This window comes from Limnoraphis robusta CS-951, from assembly GCF_000972705.2.
In genome coordinates, this window is record NZ_LATL02000313.1 from 1 (window position 1) to 17704 (window position 17704).

Consider the following 17704-nt stretch of genomic DNA (forward strand, 5'->3'; position numbering starts at 1 on the left):
GTGATGGGGTGGTGGGGAGAGGATTTTTTTCCGATGAAAAATAGCTTTTTGTTAATAAAAATTCCCCCCATCACCCCATCAACCCCGGCAATTTTTAACTGAGAATGAAACAGCCCTGCTTTTTAAGGGGGGATAAAGGGGGGATACGCCTGACAGCACGCTACGCGAAGGTCAAAAGTTGAATGATTAGAAAAAAATGGTATTAATCAAAAATGTTTAGTCAAAGTCGTCGGAATTTAGCCCGTTGGTTTACTTGGTCAATGGGAGGAATATTAATCGTATTTGCCCAATTAATTTATTATATCGAAACTCGAGATCAATTGTGGGCGCTCGATAATGCCTTATATGATCGAACCAGTGCGCTGGCGTCAACCGTTGAGTTGAACACTCGCAAAGGTCAATCAAAAATCGCATTTGAAAACCTGCTCATGCTCCGGAGTAATTCCGGCTTTGGGAGTGAATTAATCTATGTTCGGTGGTACAATCAAGAAAGAAAAATTGTGCAGTTTATAGGTCAATCTCCCACCGAAAAAAATAGAATAAAACTAGGATTTAAAACGCTTAAATCCGCTAATATTCAAGTCAGACAATTAACCATTCCTGTTGTTGATAATGAAATTTTAATCGGCTATTTGCAAGTCGCTACCTCCCTAAAACCCTTTCAAGATACAACCCAAAAACTGCGTTTATTTTTAACAGTGGGCGTGCCTATAACTTGGGGAATTATTGGTTTAACCGGCTGGTTACTGGGGGGAATGGCAATGCAACCCATTCGTCAATCTTACGAAGCCCAAAGCCGATTTACCGCCGATGCTTCCCACGAATTACGCGCCCCTTTAGCCGCCATTCTCAGCAACGCCCAAGTCGGTTTACTCGCCCCTGGCTGTGATGAAGTTCCCCGCCAACGTCTGGAAAAAATTGTCACATTAACGAAGTCTATGACAGTTTTGATCGGTCATTTATTGCTATTAGCCCGTCACGAAGGTAAACTCAATCCCGAGTTCTTACAAACCGTTAATCTGACTCTACTTTTGACGGATTTAGCAACATTTTATCAAGACTTAGCCTTAGACAAAAATTTAACCTTTTTGACTCAACTTCCCCAACAATCTATTTTAGTTCACGCCGAACCCGAGTTACTCCGTCAAGCCATTGAAAATCTTCTCAATAATGCTTTTAAATATACAAATTCGGGAGGAACAATCAGCCTAAAATTAATCTATGAATCCCGTTGGGTAATGATTTCGGTAACAGACACCGGAATGGGTATTCCGCCCCAAGATCTACCCCACATTTTTGATCGCTTTTATCGAGTCGATCAAGCCCGAACCCGCAAAACAGGGGGTTTTGGCTTGGGGTTAGCCATCGTTAAACAAATTATCACAGCCCATCAAGGTTCTATACAAGTCAGTAGTACCGTTGACGTGGGTTCTACCTTCACCATCACACTTCCCCGCCTCGACAGTTGAAAAGATGTAGGGGCGGGTTCCGCCCAGATGTATGTTTTCCCATAGACAAGTTATATAAACCCGCCCCGTGTGCTATTTGATTTGACAGAAAAACCCTCAAAGAAACCGGGTTTTTGAGGCTGATCGAGGAAGGGGGTGGGTTTACAGAGGTTATTGATGAGTTGAGGCTGATCGACGAAGGGGGCGGGTTTACAGAGGTTATTTGTCACCAGACAGACATATCGACAGAACCCGCCCCAACAAAACTTCTGGTGGCTATTGCCCATACAACGGGGCGGGGTTACAGAGGGTATTTGTCACCAGACAGACATATCGACAGAACCCGCCCCTACAGTGTTTAGATTGCCGTTTTTTGTTACAATCTGTGAAGACAATAGGTTATAAATAGGCAAAATGCGGGTTGCGATCGCTGGAGCAGGTTTAGCGGGTATGGCAACAGCCGTCGATCTCGTCGAGGCTGGACACCAAGTTGAAATTTTTGAATCTCGTCCTTTTGTTGGCGGAAAAGTCGGCAGTTGGGTTGATCCCGATGGTAATCATATTGAGATGGGTTTACACGTCTTTTTTGGTTGTTATTACCATCTGTTTGATTTAATGAAAAAGGTGGGAGCGTTTGAACATCTGCGTTTAAAAGAACATTCTCACACCTTTATTAACCGAGGCGGAAAAACAGGAAGTTTAGATTTTCGCTTCATTACAGGCGCTCCGTTTAACGGACTCAAAGCCTTTTTTACCACCTCTCAACTGTCTTCTTATGATAAGTTGAAAAACGCGATCGCTTTAGGTACAAGTCCTCTCGTTCGCGGACTGGTAGACTTTGAAGGGGCGATGAAAACCATTCGAGATTTAGATCGAATTAGTTTTGCCGAATGGTTCCGCAGTCATGGCGGTTCAGAAGGTAGTTTAAAGCGGATGTGGAACCCGATCGCCTATGCACTGGGTTTTATCGATACGGAAAATATTTCCGCTCGGTGTATGCTAACAATTTTCCAATTTTTTGCTGCAAAAACTGAGGCTTCTGTGTTGCGAATGTTGGAAGGTTCCCCCCATGAATATCTCCATAAACCGATTATTAATTATCTCGAAGAACGAGGCGCGAAAATCTACACCCGACGCCGGGTTAAAGAGATTCAATACGAACAAATAGACGGCAAAACATACATAACAGCTATGGTTGTAGCTTCTGGAGACACCGAAGAAACCATCACAGCCGATGCTTATGTTTGTGCTTGTGATGTTCCCGGAGTTCAGAAAATATTACCCCAAGATTGGCGGAAATGGTCGGAATTTGATAATATCTATAAACTTGATACTGTGCCTGTGGCAACGGTACAATTACGCTTTGATGGTTGGGTAACAGAACTCAATGATCCGCAACAACGCAAACAGTTAGAACGAGCCGTTGGCATTGATAACTTGTTGTATACTTGTGATGCTGATTTCTCCTGTTTTGCGGATTTAGCCTTAACCAGTCCGGGAGATTATTATCGTCAAGGCGAGGGTTCACTGCTACAATTAGTATTAACCCCTGGAGATCCGTTTATCAAACAAAGTAACGAAGAAATCGCCCAACACGTTCTCAAACAAGTACAGGATTTATTCCCGTCTTCAAGAGAACTCAAGATGACCTGGTATAGTGTGGTTAAATTAGCTCAATCTCTCTATCGAGAAGCGCCGGGAATGGACCCCTATCGTCCTGCACAAAAAACCCCTGTAGCTAACTTTTTCCTAGCTGGAAGTTATACCCAACAGGATTATATTGATAGCATGGAAGGCGCGACACTTTCGGGTCATCAAGCCGCAAAAGCCCTTTTAAATAATACAGCTAACTTGATGAAACCCTCGGCGGTAACAACAGGTTAAAACTGACAATATAGAGGGAATTTTTTAGAGTTATAGCAGAGAAAGAGTTGATTAGGACACTGTTTTTCTGTCAAATCCTTTTATGATAAAGGTTTCAATTCTGTCTCCTGTCTCCTGTCTCCTGATTTCTGCTATAAATGCTTTAAATTTCCCTCTAAAAATATACTCTATCAACTCTAAAATCCGATGTCAGACTGGTTAGAACATAGCGTTCAAGTTGAAGTTCCAATTCCGATAGAATTAGCTTGGAGTCTTTGGTCAGATTTGGAACAAATGCCCCGATGGATGAAATGGATTGATTCGGTTAAAATCTTAGAAGATAATCCCGAATTATCCCGTTGGAAATTAGCAGCAGGTCGGTTTGAGTTTACTTGGCTGTCTCGGATTTTGAAACAGGTTCCCCATCAAATTATTCAATGGGAATCTGTTGATGGTTTACCGAATCAAGGCGCCATTCGATTTTATGATCGTCATGGGAGTAGTATTGTTAAACTGACGTTTTCCTATGCCATTCCTGGGATTTTAGGTAAACTGATGGATAATCTCTTTTTAGGACGACTGGTAGAATCAACCATTCAAGCAGATTTAGAACGGTTTCGAGATTACGCCCTAGCCGTTCATGCAAAATCTTAAGCTTAAATTCCACTTGTTGCTTTCGCAATTGGCATCCGCCAACCTGTCCCAAAAGCGCGATCGCTAATTTTTAATCCGGGAGGGGCTTGACGGCGTTTAAATTCTGCCCGCATGACTAATTTTACCACCTTTTGAACAATCTCAGAATCATGTCCGGCCTCAATAATTTGTTGAACCGATTCATGTTTTTCAACTAACCGATATAAAATATCATCTAAAATCTCATAAGGGGGGAGTGAATCTTGATCAACTTGACCGGGTTTGAGTTCAGCGCTGGCAGGCTTTGTTAAAATATTATTGGGGATAATTTCTTTTTGATGATGTTTATTTAACCAATGACAAATTGAATAAACTCGCGTTTTAGGAACATCTGCAATCACCGCTAATCCCCCATTCATATCGCCATACAGGGTACAATATCCCACCGCCATTTCTGATTTATTTCCAGTTGAGAGTAACAAATGACCAAATTTATTAGAAATAGCCATCAATAATGTTCCTCGAATGCGGGATTGAATATTTTCTTCGGCAATGCCAAATTCTGTCCCTGTAAACAAGGGTTCAAGGGTGTTATCAAAGGCTTTCATTCCCTCAGAAATCGGTAAAAGTTCGGTTTTAATCCCAATATTTTCAGCCAATTTTAACGCATCATTGACTGAATGATCGGAACTGTAAGGAGAAGGCATTAATACCCCTAAAACATTCTCTTCTCCCACCGCTTCTGCTGCAATAGCCGCAACTAACGCCGAATCAATTCCCCCACTTAACCCCAAAACAACCTTAGAAAAACCACATTTCCGCACATAATCCCGCACACCCAAAACCAACGCTAACCAAATTTCTTCATCTTCACTTCCCGGATGATCATTTGAAGACTTTTCTAGAGATTTAACCGTTGTTGCTGCCATTAAATCTTGTTTTTCAAAATCAAACTCAACAATAGCAAAATCAGTTTTAAATCCCGCTAAACACTGAACTAATTCACCGTTTTTATTAAAAGCAAAACTAAACCCATCAAAAATTAAATCATCATTTCCCCCAACTTGATTGGCATAAATAATCGGAGTTTGATAACGTTCTGCACTATGTCCCAGCATCGCTTGACGGAGTTTTTGTTTACGGGTTTGGTAGGGAGAAGCCGATAAATTTACCACTAAATCAACATTTTGTTCCGCTAAAGCTTTCATGGGATTACAAGCATAGTTTTGTCTTCCCCAAAATTCCTCATCGTTCCATAAATCTTCGCAAATTGTCACCCCAATTTTTAAAGATGTGGTAGAATTAGATAAAGTAAAATATTCACTTTGTTTTCCGGATTCAAAATAGCGATCTTCATCAAATACATCATAAGTCGGGAGTAACCGCTTTTGAAAAAACTTCTGAATTTCACGATTGTGAATTAACGCGGTACTATTAAATAACGGCTTACCCTGTTTTTTAAACTCAGGATTCGGTTGGACAGTTCCGACTAAAACTGCAAGTTCAGGCGGTAATTTTTCAGCTAAAATGTGTAGTTGAGCGATCGCAGCCTCGATAAAACTGGGGCGAATCAACAGATCTCTCGGCGGATAACCTAGCAAAGCCAATTCTGTGGTTAATAGCAGTTGACAACCTGCTTCTGTAGCTTGTTGGGCGACATCGAGAATACGTTGAGCATTTCCGGTAATATCGCCGACAGTGGGATTGAGTTGTGCGATCGCAATTTTCATCATTAATCTCTGGAGTAGATTTTAACTCAAGTTTACTACTCAGAAATCAATTTCTCGAGTGATCAGCCAGGGATTTCAATCCCTGGGGACTGATACGGCGACTCTTCACGACTACCGATTAATTAGGACCAAACGGATCACGACAAAGTTGATATGTGACTTCAAAATTCTCACCTCGCTGATCCGCTTCCTCTTCTAAACGGTCGATTTGCTGAGAACGTTGCTCTTTAGCTTGTAAACGAGTTGTTCCACTGACACTCGCTTCTTTCGTCTCATCTCCTATCTTATATTGATAGTTACAAACAAAATCGTTTTTAGTGGTCTGAGCGCTACTGGGTGTAGTCGGTTGTTGAAGAGAGGGTCTATCCTGTGCGAATGCTGGGGAGGTTAGACCCAACGCTAGAAAACTAACTGTAATACCACTGAGAAACCTATTCATAATTATCTCCTTAAATGAAAAATTTATTTTTCTATTCTTATCTTAGATAAAGTTAAGGACGAGTTAATCCTTCTGACGATAGAACATTCTCATTTTGAAGCGAGCAATTTCCTCAAATCGATCAAAAGCAGTCTCATCGAAAATATCCCACAGATCTATTTCTATTGGCTGATGACCCCAGAGATCGCAACTAAATCTAAGTGAGGCTAAACATTCATCAAGTCTATTTTGGAGGAAAATAAAAACCCGTTTTTGCGTAGGATGGCAGTCCTCTGGGCGATTATTTGAGGGATTAACCCGAATCGACTCATAAATTCTTTCTGAAGCAATAGGCGATCGTCGGTTGAGACCGATTAAAATTGAGTAAGATATTGACGTAGTTTTTTAGAGATGAGTCGCTCAATTAACGAGGGATTTTCAAGCCTTATTGTAACTTAATGAACTTAATCCCGATTAAACAGCAAATATACTATAGCAGAAGTCAGGAGACAGGAGACAGGAGACAGAATTGAAACCTTTATCATAAAAGGATTTGACAGAAAAACAGTGTCCTAATCAACTCTTTCTCTGCTATAGAAGCCAAACTAAACTTTTGTACTCTATTCTCAGAGGTAATTTAATGAAAGTCGGTATTCAGAAAAAAATTAACTTTGTATTAATCCTGTTAGGCCTTTCGTTTCCCTTGCTTTCTGCGAGTCCTGGCAACGCACAAAGCTGTTCAGAAGCAGAAATTCAAGCCAATATCGAAGAATTTGAAGAAGTTAATAGACTTTACGATCCTCCCTATGGAAACGTTATCCGATGCGGAAAAAATGCAGTTAAACCTTTAATTGTTACGGTATTAGATCAAAACAGTAGCAGCAAAGTTCGCCGCATCGCTGCATTTGCTTTGACCACAATTAAAGACAGTTCACCCGAAACCATTGACGCTTTAATTCAAGTCGTTCAAGATCGACAGGAAGATGCAGATGTTCGCCGGGGTGTCGCCTTTACTTTGGGTCAAATTGGGGAAAATTCATCGGAAGTAATAAAAGCGTTAATTGGGGAAGTTGAAGACAAACAAAATAATGTGGGAGTTCGCAGTATGGCGGCTTTTGCATTAAGAGAAATGGGTCAAGGTTCGCCCGAAGACATTGAAACTTTGGTAAAAATTTTAGAGAATAAACAGGAGAATTCAGAAGTTCGGGTTTATGTGACGGGTGCGTTGAGGGCGATCGCGAAAAATTCCCCGGAAACGGTTGCAGTTTTTATTGACGTCCTCGAAGATCAACAGGATGATGTAGAAATTCGCAGCCATGCGGCGACGGCGTTAACAGAAATGGGTCACAATTCATCAGAAGTTGTTAACGTTTTGGTTAACGTCGTTGAAGATAAAGGAGGAGATTTAGAACTTCGCAGCTATGTCGCCACCCTTTTAGAGGCGATTAGTTTTAATTTAATTGTAGAAGAAGATCGGATGCCCCGAGAAAAGTTAAAGCAATTAATTCAAGCACTACAGCCCGTTTTAGAGATTCAAGATGAGGAGTTATTATTACCGACACAGCTAAAAGATAATCTCTATACTTTGCAGTCGAGAGTTGAAAAAAAGAAAATATAATTTCAGGGTGCTGCTGGAATATATGTCATTGCCCCTATCAACCTTCTGTCTTAGAATTTAAGGCAACATAAGCCCTAACTTTCAGTAAACCCATGAGAGAATCAAGCTGTTGGTAGAGGTCGAGTTCGCTTTTTTCTGTAGGAGTGAGAATCCCGTCTCTATTTTTTTGCAGCAGAGTTTGCAGACGAGTTTGGGAGGGGTTGGAGACTTTAAAGTTGATAATTTCTTCAGAGGTCGGGCGACTAATTAAAAAATCCAAAATTTCCTGATAGGTTGAGGGTGGAGTAAGGTTGAGTTGAGATAAATTGCTGTCTGATTGTTCGGGCAAACTTATTGCGATCAGACGAGTCAAAAGTTCAGAGAGTTGATTTTGAAATGGAGCTAACCGCATGGCGAGTTCATCAGGGATATCGATGGTGATTTGTACCATAGTTAAAAAATAATTGAAGTGGGTTAAAACTGACTCAAATTTTATACCAATTCTTTATGAAGCTGCATCTAATTAATCCCCCCGGCTTCGCCACCCCCCTTAACAAGGGGGGTTGGGGGGGATCATCAAAAGTTGCATGATTAGAAAGAAATTGTATTAGCTAAATTTTAACAGAGTTCTATGGGCTACGGACTTAATCTTTTAGCGAACGATTTTAATCCCTTCCCATAACCCAATAAACTTGACCCCAACGAAACAGCGAGTATACTGTAAACACAACTAACTCTCCTAATCTCATCTCTGGGGGAACTCTATGGCTGCGGGTATCCAAAAACAAATTAACTTGGTCACATAACTGATCACTGTAATCAACCCGCCCCTACATTATTATCATAAAAACCCAGTTTCGCAAGAGTTACCGAGTTTTTGGGATATTTATAAAGAGAAAGCGGGTTTTTGAAGTATCTTTAAACATTAATTCATCGGTTTAAAATCGTCTTTCCCCACCCCACAAACCGGACAAACCCAATCCTCGGGAATATCTTCAAATGCTGTTCCGGGTTCTACTCCTCCATCGGGATCGCCTGTTTCGGGATCGTAAACATAACCGCATACTGTACACTGATATTTTTTCACGATTTAGTTAGTCTCCAGTGTTCTCCTCTCGAATAGAATATTAACAAAAACTCCTATTTTCCTCATCTTTCTAAGGGAATAAGTAAACTCTCAAAAATCAACAAATAATATGATGTCCGGTTGATTAATTCTGTTATGAGGTGGGGCGGGTTTAGATCAATCTCGGAGTAGTAGTAAAGATCTTGACTGAACCCGCCCCTACGAATTATTATTGATTAGTCGGATATGATATAACCAGTTGATCGTTGTGCTTGGGGGCGCTCATCCCAACAACGAGGGTTTTTTATTGAGCAATAATTATCCCTAGCTACTTAATTTTTATCGAGGCGTTTTATCTTGAACATCTGGAAGATGAATCGGGGGTTGGGTTGAGGGTAAAATCACCGGATGTTCTAAGGGATGAACAGCCTTCAAACTGCAAGATCGACGAGTCCAAATAATTGCGGTTAAACCAACAATTAAATTAGACACACAAGCAGCCGCGAAAATCCCATTCAAGCCAAATAACCAATTGCCTAAATAGGCTAACGGTACATATAATACCACCATTCGAGAGAGCGTTAATACTACAGCCGGAAAGGGTTTTCCGAGGGCGTTAAATGCAGCACAAGCCGCTAAGAAAATCCCTAGAGTTCCATAACTGATGGGTACAATCGTTAGATAACGAGTAGCAGTATTAACAACTTCCGGGTTCGTGTCAAATATTCTGATGACTTGTGATGAAGTGGCGAAAAGAATCACCGCAACAAAAACCCCGAAACCGATACAAAATAAATAAGATAAATGTAAAGAACGATGGACTCGTCCATAGAGTTTTGCACCCCAATTTTGACCGACAAACGGCCCAATCGTGCTAGAAAGTGCCATAAACACAATCATCGCAAATGATTCAATCCGAGAAGAAATCCCAAATCCTGCAACGGTTTCAGGACTATAACTGGCTAATAAACTGGTGATAATCCCAATCGAAATTGGTGTGATCATATTGGTCGAAGCCGCAGGTAAACCCACATATAAAATCTCTTTCCAACAGTCCCAAAAATTTCTCAGACAGCTTAAACTCCAAAGAATCATCCGTTCTCGAAAATGGAGAATCATTAAAGAAGTAATGAACGTCAGAGAACGACCAATGACTGTCGCGATCGCTGCCCCTTTTAAACCCATCGCAGGAATGAACCCCCAACCAAAAATAAACAAAGGATCTAAACCAACGTTCATTAAGGCGGCAAAGGTCATAATTAGACTGGGAATAGTGGTATCTCCGGCTGCACGAAGCGCACTATTTCCCACCATTGGAACGACGAGAAAAATCATGCCGGGATACCAAATTTTCATATATTCCCGAATGTAGGGAATGACTTCAGGACTCGCCCCTAAAAGTTTAAATAAAGGGTCAATTGTTGCGAGTCCAATCAGAATAACAATACCAACAATAAACAGAGATAATGTTAGACTATTTGTAGTTAATCGTTGAACTCGATCGCGATCGCCTTCACCAATGGCGCGAGAAATCACCGAAGCCGCCCCGGTTCCCAGTCCGATCGCCAAGCTTCCCATGACCATGAAAACAGGAAAAGCAAAACTCATCGCCGCGAGTTGGGGGGTTCCCAGTTTACCCACGAAATAAGTATCAGCCAGGTCAAACGCAATGACCGAAAAAACGCCCCAAACCATTGGTAAAGTGAGGGCGATGAGTTTGAGTCCGACAGAACCTTCTGTTAAGTTGTATTTGCGAGTGGGGGTTGATGGGGACATGAATCTGATTTGAGAGAGTGGGAGAGGCTTAGAAATGCGCCGTCATCAGTTAATATAACTGCGATCGCAGTTATTTGGCATTAATACTCAGTGAACACCCCTGAGAATCTCTATATTTTTTTCCTAAGATAGATGACAAAAGTATAAGTTTGTGTATATTTTAAAAGCCAGTGATCGCCTTAGCATTGACATTAAAATAGACCTATTTTTGAGCAGATCTGTTCGATTTAAAGCCCTTAACTGTTATCTATCTTTCGGTAAAACGACGGCTTTAATTTCTATCTTAAGAAGGTTAATTAAAGGGCATCATTCGTGTTCAAATTAGAGATTATGCCTCATCTGGGCAGAATAGGAGTTTTGTATGACATCGAATCAACATCAGGGACAATTGGTAATTATTGGCGGAGCGGAAGATCGAGACGGCGAATGCAAAATTTTACGAGAATTTGTGCGTTGTGCAGGTGGAATGGAAGCCAAAATTGTCGTGATGACGGTAGCCACTGAATTACCCCGAGAAGTGGGAGATGACTACATTCGAGTTTTTGAACGCTTGGGAATCCAAAATATTCGGATTATTGATACCATTCAACGAGAAGATGCAGAAACTTCGACAGCATTAGAAGCGATTAACAATGCGACAGGAGTCTTTTTTACAGGCGGTGATCAAGCGCGAATTACCGAAATTCTCAAAGATACTGCTTTGCATCAAGCCTTATTAAAAAGATACACCGAAGGCTTAGTCGTTGGGGGAACCAGTGCGGGTGCAAGTATGATGTCTACGAACATGATTTTAGAAGGAGAAGGACAGACTCATCCTCGTATTGAAATTGTCGAAATGGAACAAGGAATGAGCTTTTTTCCCGAAGCCGTTATTGACCAACATTTTGCTCAACGCGGACGTTTAGGACGCTTATTAACTGCGGTGGCGCGTCATCCTGATTTAATTGGCATAGGGATTGATGAAAATACCGCTATTGTGGTGCGAGATCATCAATTTTATGTGGTTGGGGATGGCAGTTGTACCATTGTAGATTTAAGTGAAATCACCCATAATAACATCGGACAACTGTTAAGAGATGAAGGTTTGGCTTTGTCTGGCGTTAAGCTTCATATTCTACCGGAAGGATACAAGTTTGATCTTCACAACCGACAAACTGTAACCGGAAACGAACCTGTTAACACTCCCGAAATGGCAATTATGAGTTAAGACAAAAAGGCGCAAGTTAAACGATAAGGGCGCCAACCGCAGCGCCCCTACTCCTTGTCTATTATCGTTGAGTTTTTTGTGGCATCGGATCAGCAATATAGCGGAAATTCTCATCAGAATTCCATGGACCGCGATGATCTTCTCCGTTGGTTGATAAGTTATAGTAAATATCAACCGTTTCATCGGGTTGAACATTTCCGAAGAAGGGTTCGGTGAGTTTACCCATTGAATCTAATGCTTTCATAAACATTTTCGTATGGGAAATCTCTCGAGTCAATAAATGAACTAAAGTTTCTTTCGTTTGCTGATCGGGTGCAACTTGAATTAACGCTTCATAGGTTTGACGCGCACCTGCTTCGGCTGCAATATCCGCTCTCAAATCTCGGACAACATCGCCCCCTTCGTTTAAATAAGCGGCTGTCCAAGCTTGTCCTTGAGAGTCTAGAAAATGAGGCCCTTTACCGCGTACTGCAAATAATGTACTCTGAAAGGCTTCAGTTTGATCAACATTTCGAGTATGATTTTCAATCAGTCGGCCAACCATTTCTAAATGGCTAAATTCCTCAATGGCGATATCTTGCAACATATCCCGAATTCCAGGATGATCGGTATGAAAAGACTGTACCCAATATTGTAATGCTGCCGAAAGTTCACCTGTCGCGCCGCCAAATTGTTCTAAAAGAAGTTGAGCATAACGAGGGTTCGGCTCATCAATCTTGACATCTTTGGTAATTACTTCTTTTTTATGAAAAAACATTCAGTGTTGCTCCTGCTTTGGTAATCTCTAACAGACAATAAGTTCGCGAAAGCAAAAATTAAGTTTTTATTTTTGCTCTTTCCGTATCTTAGAAACTTCCCGATCAAATGACCTTGATCTAAAGAGAGACTCTGATTAAATTTCAAATCTATCGAACTATTCCGCTTGCCATAAATATGATGATTTACTCATTTGATTGAGCCGATTAAAATTTAGAGAGTTTTTAGGGTTTTGGAAAATCTCTTTCAGAGTTTAACCGTTAAATCTCTATCTTTAGATAGATGAAAAATAGCCAAGTTCTAATAACCGTCTATATAACCCTGTATTGTTTTTTTCGGATTCTCCTTTGAACTAGAGATCCAACCTCCGTCAGTCTTGTCAATCTATAAAATACCGTTTAGAATAAATAGGATTTTTGGGGTATGAATTGGAAAACCTAGTGCTAAATAATCTTTGATGCGAAAAAACTATAAACTGATTAAAGATGTAGATTTTTCCTTAGAATCTGTCCCATTTATGAAACTAAGAGAATCTCTATTAACTGATGCAAAATTAACTCAAAACTATTTGGTTTTAACCATTAGTTCTTGCTTGATTGCTACACTAGGTTTACTCATTAATAGTGCAGCAGTTATCATTGGTGCGATGATTATCGCACCGCTAATGTTACCCTTAAGAGGAATGTCTTTTGCCACTTTAGAGGGTGATTTAAAACTCCTGCGTTTGAGTGGTAAATCGATTATTGTTGGAACTCTAATTTCCCTATTATTTTCTGGGTTTGCTGGTCTAATTATTCGGATTCCTGAATTTGGTTCAGAAATTTTATCCCGAACACAACCGACCTTAATAGATCTGTTGATTGCGATTGTCGCCGGAGGGGTTAGCGGCTATGCAAAAATTCGTCCCAAAGTGGGAGATGCCCTTCCAGGAACCGCAATTGCAGTGGCATTAATGCCGCCGATTTGTGTAGTTGGAATTGCAATTTCTCAGGGAACATGGGATGCTGCTTTAGGAGCGAGTTTGTTGTATATCACGAACTTAATCGGGATTAATCTCGCTTGTTTAGTCGTCTATGTTGTAGCCGGATACGCCAGAAGTAGCGAGTTAGCCCGAACCCTGTCTTGGGGTGTTTCTTTATTCCTAATAATGATGCTAGTCATTCCGCTAGGAATTCGTTTTTTTCAACTGGTGAATCATGCCCAAATTAATAACTCAATCCGAGAAATATTAGTGACTCGTTCCCTCGTAGATCGACCCGATGTTGAAGTCGAGCGTGTCAGTATTAGCTGGCGTAGAAAACCCCCAACTGTTTTGGTCACGGCTCGATCAACCGATGCCATAACTCCCGAAGAAGTCGCCCTGATTGAAGAACTTCTTAAGCAAGAATTAACATTATCTTTAAAAGTGATATTTGATGTTACCCCGGCTCGACTGGTAGAATCTACTCAGCAACAATAGGTTTTTACTTAAAAAAAAATGATGTTTTAACTCTAAGATTAAGTTCTTCGCTAAAATCAAGAATAAGCAAAGACATTTATCCCTTGATTCGGACTTGGGTACGGGCAGGTTTGTAAACTTCCTATAGTGATTTGGTAGCTTTTAACTCCTCATGGCATCGACTCAATCTTCCTCTCCATCTGGCGATCGCTCCTCACTCAACTCCCCAATGACTTGGCATACTCACTCCATTGAGTCGGCCTTGCAGTTGATGAACATTAACCCCACAGAGGGCTTAAACCCGCAGCAAGTTAGGCAAAAACAACAGCAATATGGTCTCAATGAAATTCAAACCACCTCTGGACGCCAACCTTTAGAAATATTATGGGATCAGTTCACCAACATCATGCTGGTGATGCTGATCGCCGTAGCCGTGGTTTCCGCCGTCCTTGATCTGAGAAATGACAACTTTCCCAAAGATGCGATCGCCATTTTTGCAATCGTCATTCTCAACGGTTTACTGGGTTATTTTCAAGAAAGTCGCGCCGAAAAAGCCCTAGCCGCCCTCAAAAACCTCTCCTCCCCCAAAGTGCGAGTCCTGCGAGACGGCGAAATAATAGAAATCGACTCTCAACAATTAGTTCCGGGCGACATCATGTTTCTCGAAGCCGGAGTCCAAGTCGCGGCCGATGGTCGCCTCCTAGAAGCCCAAAACCTGCAAGTGCGAGAAGCCACCCTCACCGGAGAAGCCGAAGCCGTCAGCAAACGCGCAGAGACAGAATTAGCCGCAGATGCCAGCCTGGGGGATCAGATTAACATGGTTTTCCAAGGCACCGAAGTCGTCGGTGGACGGGGAAAAGTTCTGGTGACAGACACCGCAATGAAGACCCAACTGGGACAAATTGCCGCCATGCTTCAGTCCGTCGAAACCGAACCCACCCCCCTACAACAGCGAATGTCGCAACTGGGAAACGTGCTGGTTAGTGGTTCACTGCTTTTAGTGGCAATTGTCGTCATCGGTGGGATTATTCGTGCTGGGTTTGAATATTTTGAACATTTACTCGAAGTGTCCCTGAGTATGGCGGTAGCCGTTGTTCCCGAAGGTTTACCCGCCGTTGTCACCGTCACCCTGGCCATTGGGACTCAACGCATGGTACGCCGCAATGCGTTAATTCGCAAACTTCCCGCCGTGGAAACCTTGGGTTCAGTCACCACCATTTGTTCCGATAAAACCGGAACCCTCACCCAAAATAAAATGGTTGTGCAGTGGGTGAGAACCCTCAATCATGCGTTTCTCGTAACAGGTGAAGGTTATGCGCCCTGGGGTGAGTTCCAACCTCTGCATCGGATTTCCCGCGATGAGGAATTGAACCCAGAAGAGAAACCCCGATTAACCCCCCAACACCAGCAAGAACTTCAACCGTTATGCGTGGCGAGTGTGTTGTGTAATGATGCTCAACTCAAACACCACAACGATATTTGGACGATTTTAGGCGATCCCACAGAAGGCGCCTTACTCGCCCTCGCAGGAAAAGCCGGCATCTCAAAATCCACTTGGGATGCACAAATGCCTCGTCGAGCGGAAATTCCCTTTTCTTCCGAACGCAAACGCATGAGCGTCATTTGTCAAGATGCAGATGCAGCTATCCGAAAGAAAAACGCTCACTTTCAAATGTTTACGAAAGGCTCACCCGAACTGATTCTAGAACGTTGCGATCACGTTCAAACCGCAGACCAAAGCATTCCCCTTGAGCCTGAACACCGTCAGCAAATCTTAGAACAAAATGACCAATTAGCCGCCGAAGGACTGCGAGTCATTGGCTTTGCTTACAAACCTTTAAACGATTTACCCGCCAGTCCCGATGAAGACAGCAGCGAACAAGAATTAATTTGGCTGGGTTTGGTCGGAATGCTCGACGCACCTCGCCCGGAAGTCAGAGAAGCCGTTAAACGCTGTCGAGAAGCCGGAATTCGTCCGGTGATGATTACAGGAGATCATCAGTTAACCGCGACTTCTGTGGCTCAACAATTGGGCATTTCTCAGTCTGGTGAAACCGTTTTGACAGGTCAACAGTTACAGCAACTCAGCCAAGCCGAACTCGAACAACAAGTCAAACAGGTGAGTGTTTATGCGAGGGTGGCACCCGAACACAAACTGCGAATTGTCCAAGCCTTACAAAAACGTGGGGAATTTGTGGCGATGACAGGCGATGGCGTTAATGATGCACCCGCCCTCAAACAGGCTGATATTGGCATTGCGATGGGCATCACGGGAACCGATGTCAGCAAAGAAGCCAGTGATATGATTTTGCTGGATGATAACTTTGCGACGATTGTAGCGGCAACCGAAGAAGGGCGGGTGGTTTATAGCAATATTCGGCGCTTTGTGAAGTATATTTTGGGCAGTAACATTGGGGAAGTGTTAACGATTGCTGCCGCTCCGTTACTGGGTTTGGGAGAAGTTCCGTTGACTCCCTTGCAAATTTTGTGGATGAACCTCGTCACAGATGGTTTACCCGCTTTAGCCTTAGCCCTTGAACCGGCTGAAGCGGGCGTGATGAAGCGTCCCCCCTACAGTCCCCGTGAGAGTATTTTTGCCCGAGGGTTGGGGGCTTATATGGTGCGAATTGGCATCGTTTTCTCGATTTTAACGATTGTTTTAATGGTCTGGGCGCATGGAGAAGCGCAAACTGGCGGTGATCCGGGACGCTGGAAAACGATGGTCTTTACCACCTTATGTCTTGCTCAGATGGGTCATGCTTTGGCCGTGCGTTCCGATACTCGTTTAACGGTGCAACTTAATCCGTTTTCCAATCCCTATCTATTGGCAGCCGTTAGCCTGACGACCATTTTACAGTTGTTACTGATTTATGTCCCACCGTTACGGGGATTTTTTGGGACGCATTGGTTAAATGGGACAGAACTTGCGATTTGTATTGGGTTTAGTAGCTTGATGTTTGTCTGGGTAGAAATGGAAAAATTGGTTAAACGTTGGTGGAAAACTCGAAAATAACTGCTGACCCCAGGTTCCCCGAAAGTGAGTCAAAAAAATTGACCAAAATTTTTAACTGATGTATAATCTCGTTCTAAGGTTAAATGCCTAGATCAATATCCCTTTTTAGGAGACGATGACAGCGCAGATGATAGACTAAATCACAGAAGCCAAACTTCTGTAATCGGTTCGGTACAGCACGACACGTAAACGCAATAACTTGGCATCGTCTTCACTCATCGTTTACTCAGAAAATGTCAGCTTGAGTAACGAAACGTCTGTGATTTTAAACCAAGTTAATCGCAAGTCGGTCTTTACAACTCTCAGGTTAGGGTGTTAATCAATTCGGGAATAAATACCAGACAACAAAGGTGATTAACCGTGATAGAATTAACCTTTGAATTATGACGATGCTAGGGCTTTAACATCGGCTCTATTTTATCATGGTTTTTAAAATGTTCAACGAAAGCGCGGGAGTCCCCACGCTCAGTGAAGCGTAGCGAAACGGCGTGGGGAGGAATAGCGCAGCAATTGAGGGACTCGATGCCCCGAAAATTGCTACTTGACAATCCAGTTTCACCTTCGTTAAGCTAGAAAACATTTCGTGAAGGTTTATCCGTGAAGCAAGTTGTGACCGCCAAGTTCAAATTAGACCTGTCTCCAGAGCAAAAAGAAGCTGTGAGACAGGTCACTTTAGCTTATCGGGATGCACTGAGCTACGCTTCTCGGGTAGCCTACGCCAACAACAAACTGAGTAATGGAACGAAACTCCAGAAACTC

The 17704-nt window shown here is 42.3% G+C and carries 13 protein-coding genes; 7 read left to right on the top strand and 6 right to left on the bottom strand.

Annotated elements, in window-relative coordinates:
• The first annotated feature begins 212 nt into the window (after nt 1-212).
• The 3 genes from WN50_RS26550 (at nt 213) to WN50_RS26565 (ending at nt 3965) form a co-directional block, all read left to right on the top strand.
• Nucleotides 213-1469: a sensor histidine kinase gene (locus tag WN50_RS26550; RefSeq protein ID WP_049561280.1), complete on the top strand. Its 1257-nt coding sequence runs from the start codon at nt 213-215 to the stop codon at nt 1467-1469.
• 393 nt (nt 1470-1862) lie between these two features.
• Nucleotides 1863-3332, top strand: a complete 1470-nt coding sequence (gene zds / locus WN50_RS26560; RefSeq protein WP_046280483.1) for a 9,9'-di-cis-zeta-carotene desaturase — start codon at nt 1863-1865, stop codon at nt 3330-3332.
• 186 nt (nt 3333-3518) lie between these two features.
• Nucleotides 3519-3965, top strand: coding sequence for an SRPBCC family protein (locus WN50_RS26565; protein WP_046280484.1), 447 nt, complete (start codon nt 3519-3521; stop codon nt 3963-3965).
• A 2-nt stretch (nt 3966-3967) separates the two neighbouring features.
• On the opposite strand, the gene WN50_RS26570 is transcribed toward WN50_RS26565, so the two are convergent.
• Nucleotides 3968-5674, bottom strand: a complete 1707-nt coding sequence (locus tag WN50_RS26570; RefSeq protein ID WP_046280488.1) for an NAD+ synthase — start codon at nt 5672-5674, stop codon at nt 3968-3970.
• A 118-nt stretch (nt 5675-5792) separates the two neighbouring features.
• Nucleotides 5793-6113: a hypothetical protein gene (locus tag WN50_RS26575; RefSeq protein ID WP_046280485.1), complete on the bottom strand. Its 321-nt coding sequence runs from the start codon at nt 6111-6113 to the stop codon at nt 5793-5795.
• Between the two features lie 619 nt (nt 6114-6732).
• On the opposite strand from WN50_RS26575, the gene WN50_RS26580 reads away from it, so the two are divergent.
• Nucleotides 6733-7710 carry a HEAT repeat domain-containing protein gene (locus tag WN50_RS26580; protein WP_046280486.1) on the top strand — a complete coding sequence of 326 codons (978 nt, stop codon included), beginning with the start codon at nt 6733-6735 and terminating at the stop codon, nt 7708-7710.
• A gap of 37 nt (nt 7711-7747) precedes the next feature.
• Here WN50_RS26580 and WN50_RS26585 read toward each other — a convergent pair whose 3' ends face one another.
• The 3 genes from WN50_RS26585 to WN50_RS26590 form a co-directional block, all read right to left on the bottom strand.
• Nucleotides 7748-8140, bottom strand: a complete 393-nt coding sequence (locus WN50_RS26585) for a hypothetical protein (RefSeq protein ID WP_046280487.1) — start codon at nt 8138-8140, stop codon at nt 7748-7750.
• Nucleotides 8141-8614: 474 nt separating this feature from the next.
• Nucleotides 8615-8776 carry a rubredoxin gene (rd, locus tag WN50_RS31565; protein ID WP_063847422.1) on the bottom strand — a complete coding sequence of 54 codons (162 nt, stop codon included), beginning with the start codon at nt 8774-8776 and terminating at the stop codon, nt 8615-8617.
• Between the two features lie 318 nt (nt 8777-9094).
• Complete coding sequence (locus WN50_RS26590) at nt 9095-10531, bottom strand: MATE family efflux transporter (protein ID WP_046276455.1); 1437 nt, start codon at nt 10529-10531, stop codon at nt 9095-9097.
• A gap of 361 nt (nt 10532-10892) precedes the next feature.
• Here WN50_RS26590 and WN50_RS26595 point away from each other — a divergent pair, with 361 nt between their 5' ends.
• Entirely contained in the window at nt 10893-11738 is an 846-nt protein-coding gene (locus WN50_RS26595) for a cyanophycinase (protein WP_046276454.1), read from the top strand.
• A 61-nt stretch (nt 11739-11799) separates the two neighbouring features.
• Here WN50_RS26595 and WN50_RS26600 read toward each other — a convergent pair whose 3' ends face one another.
• Nucleotides 11800-12495 carry a manganese catalase family protein gene (locus WN50_RS26600; RefSeq protein WP_046276453.1) on the bottom strand — a complete coding sequence of 232 codons (696 nt, stop codon included), beginning with the start codon at nt 12493-12495 and terminating at the stop codon, nt 11800-11802.
• Nucleotides 12496-12951: 456 nt separating this feature from the next.
• On the opposite strand from WN50_RS26600, the gene WN50_RS26605 reads away from it, so the two are divergent.
• Both WN50_RS26605 and WN50_RS26610 read left to right on the top strand, forming a co-directional pair.
• Nucleotides 12952-13953, top strand: coding sequence for a DUF389 domain-containing protein (locus WN50_RS26605; RefSeq protein WP_046276452.1), 1002 nt, complete (start codon nt 12952-12954; stop codon nt 13951-13953).
• Between the two features lie 151 nt (nt 13954-14104).
• The gene (locus WN50_RS26610; protein ID WP_046276451.1) at nt 14105-16945 is read left to right on the top strand and encodes a cation-translocating P-type ATPase; all 2841 of its coding nucleotides are present in this window, start codon (nt 14105-14107) and stop codon (nt 16943-16945) included.
• Nucleotides 16946-17704 lie beyond the last annotated feature (759 nt).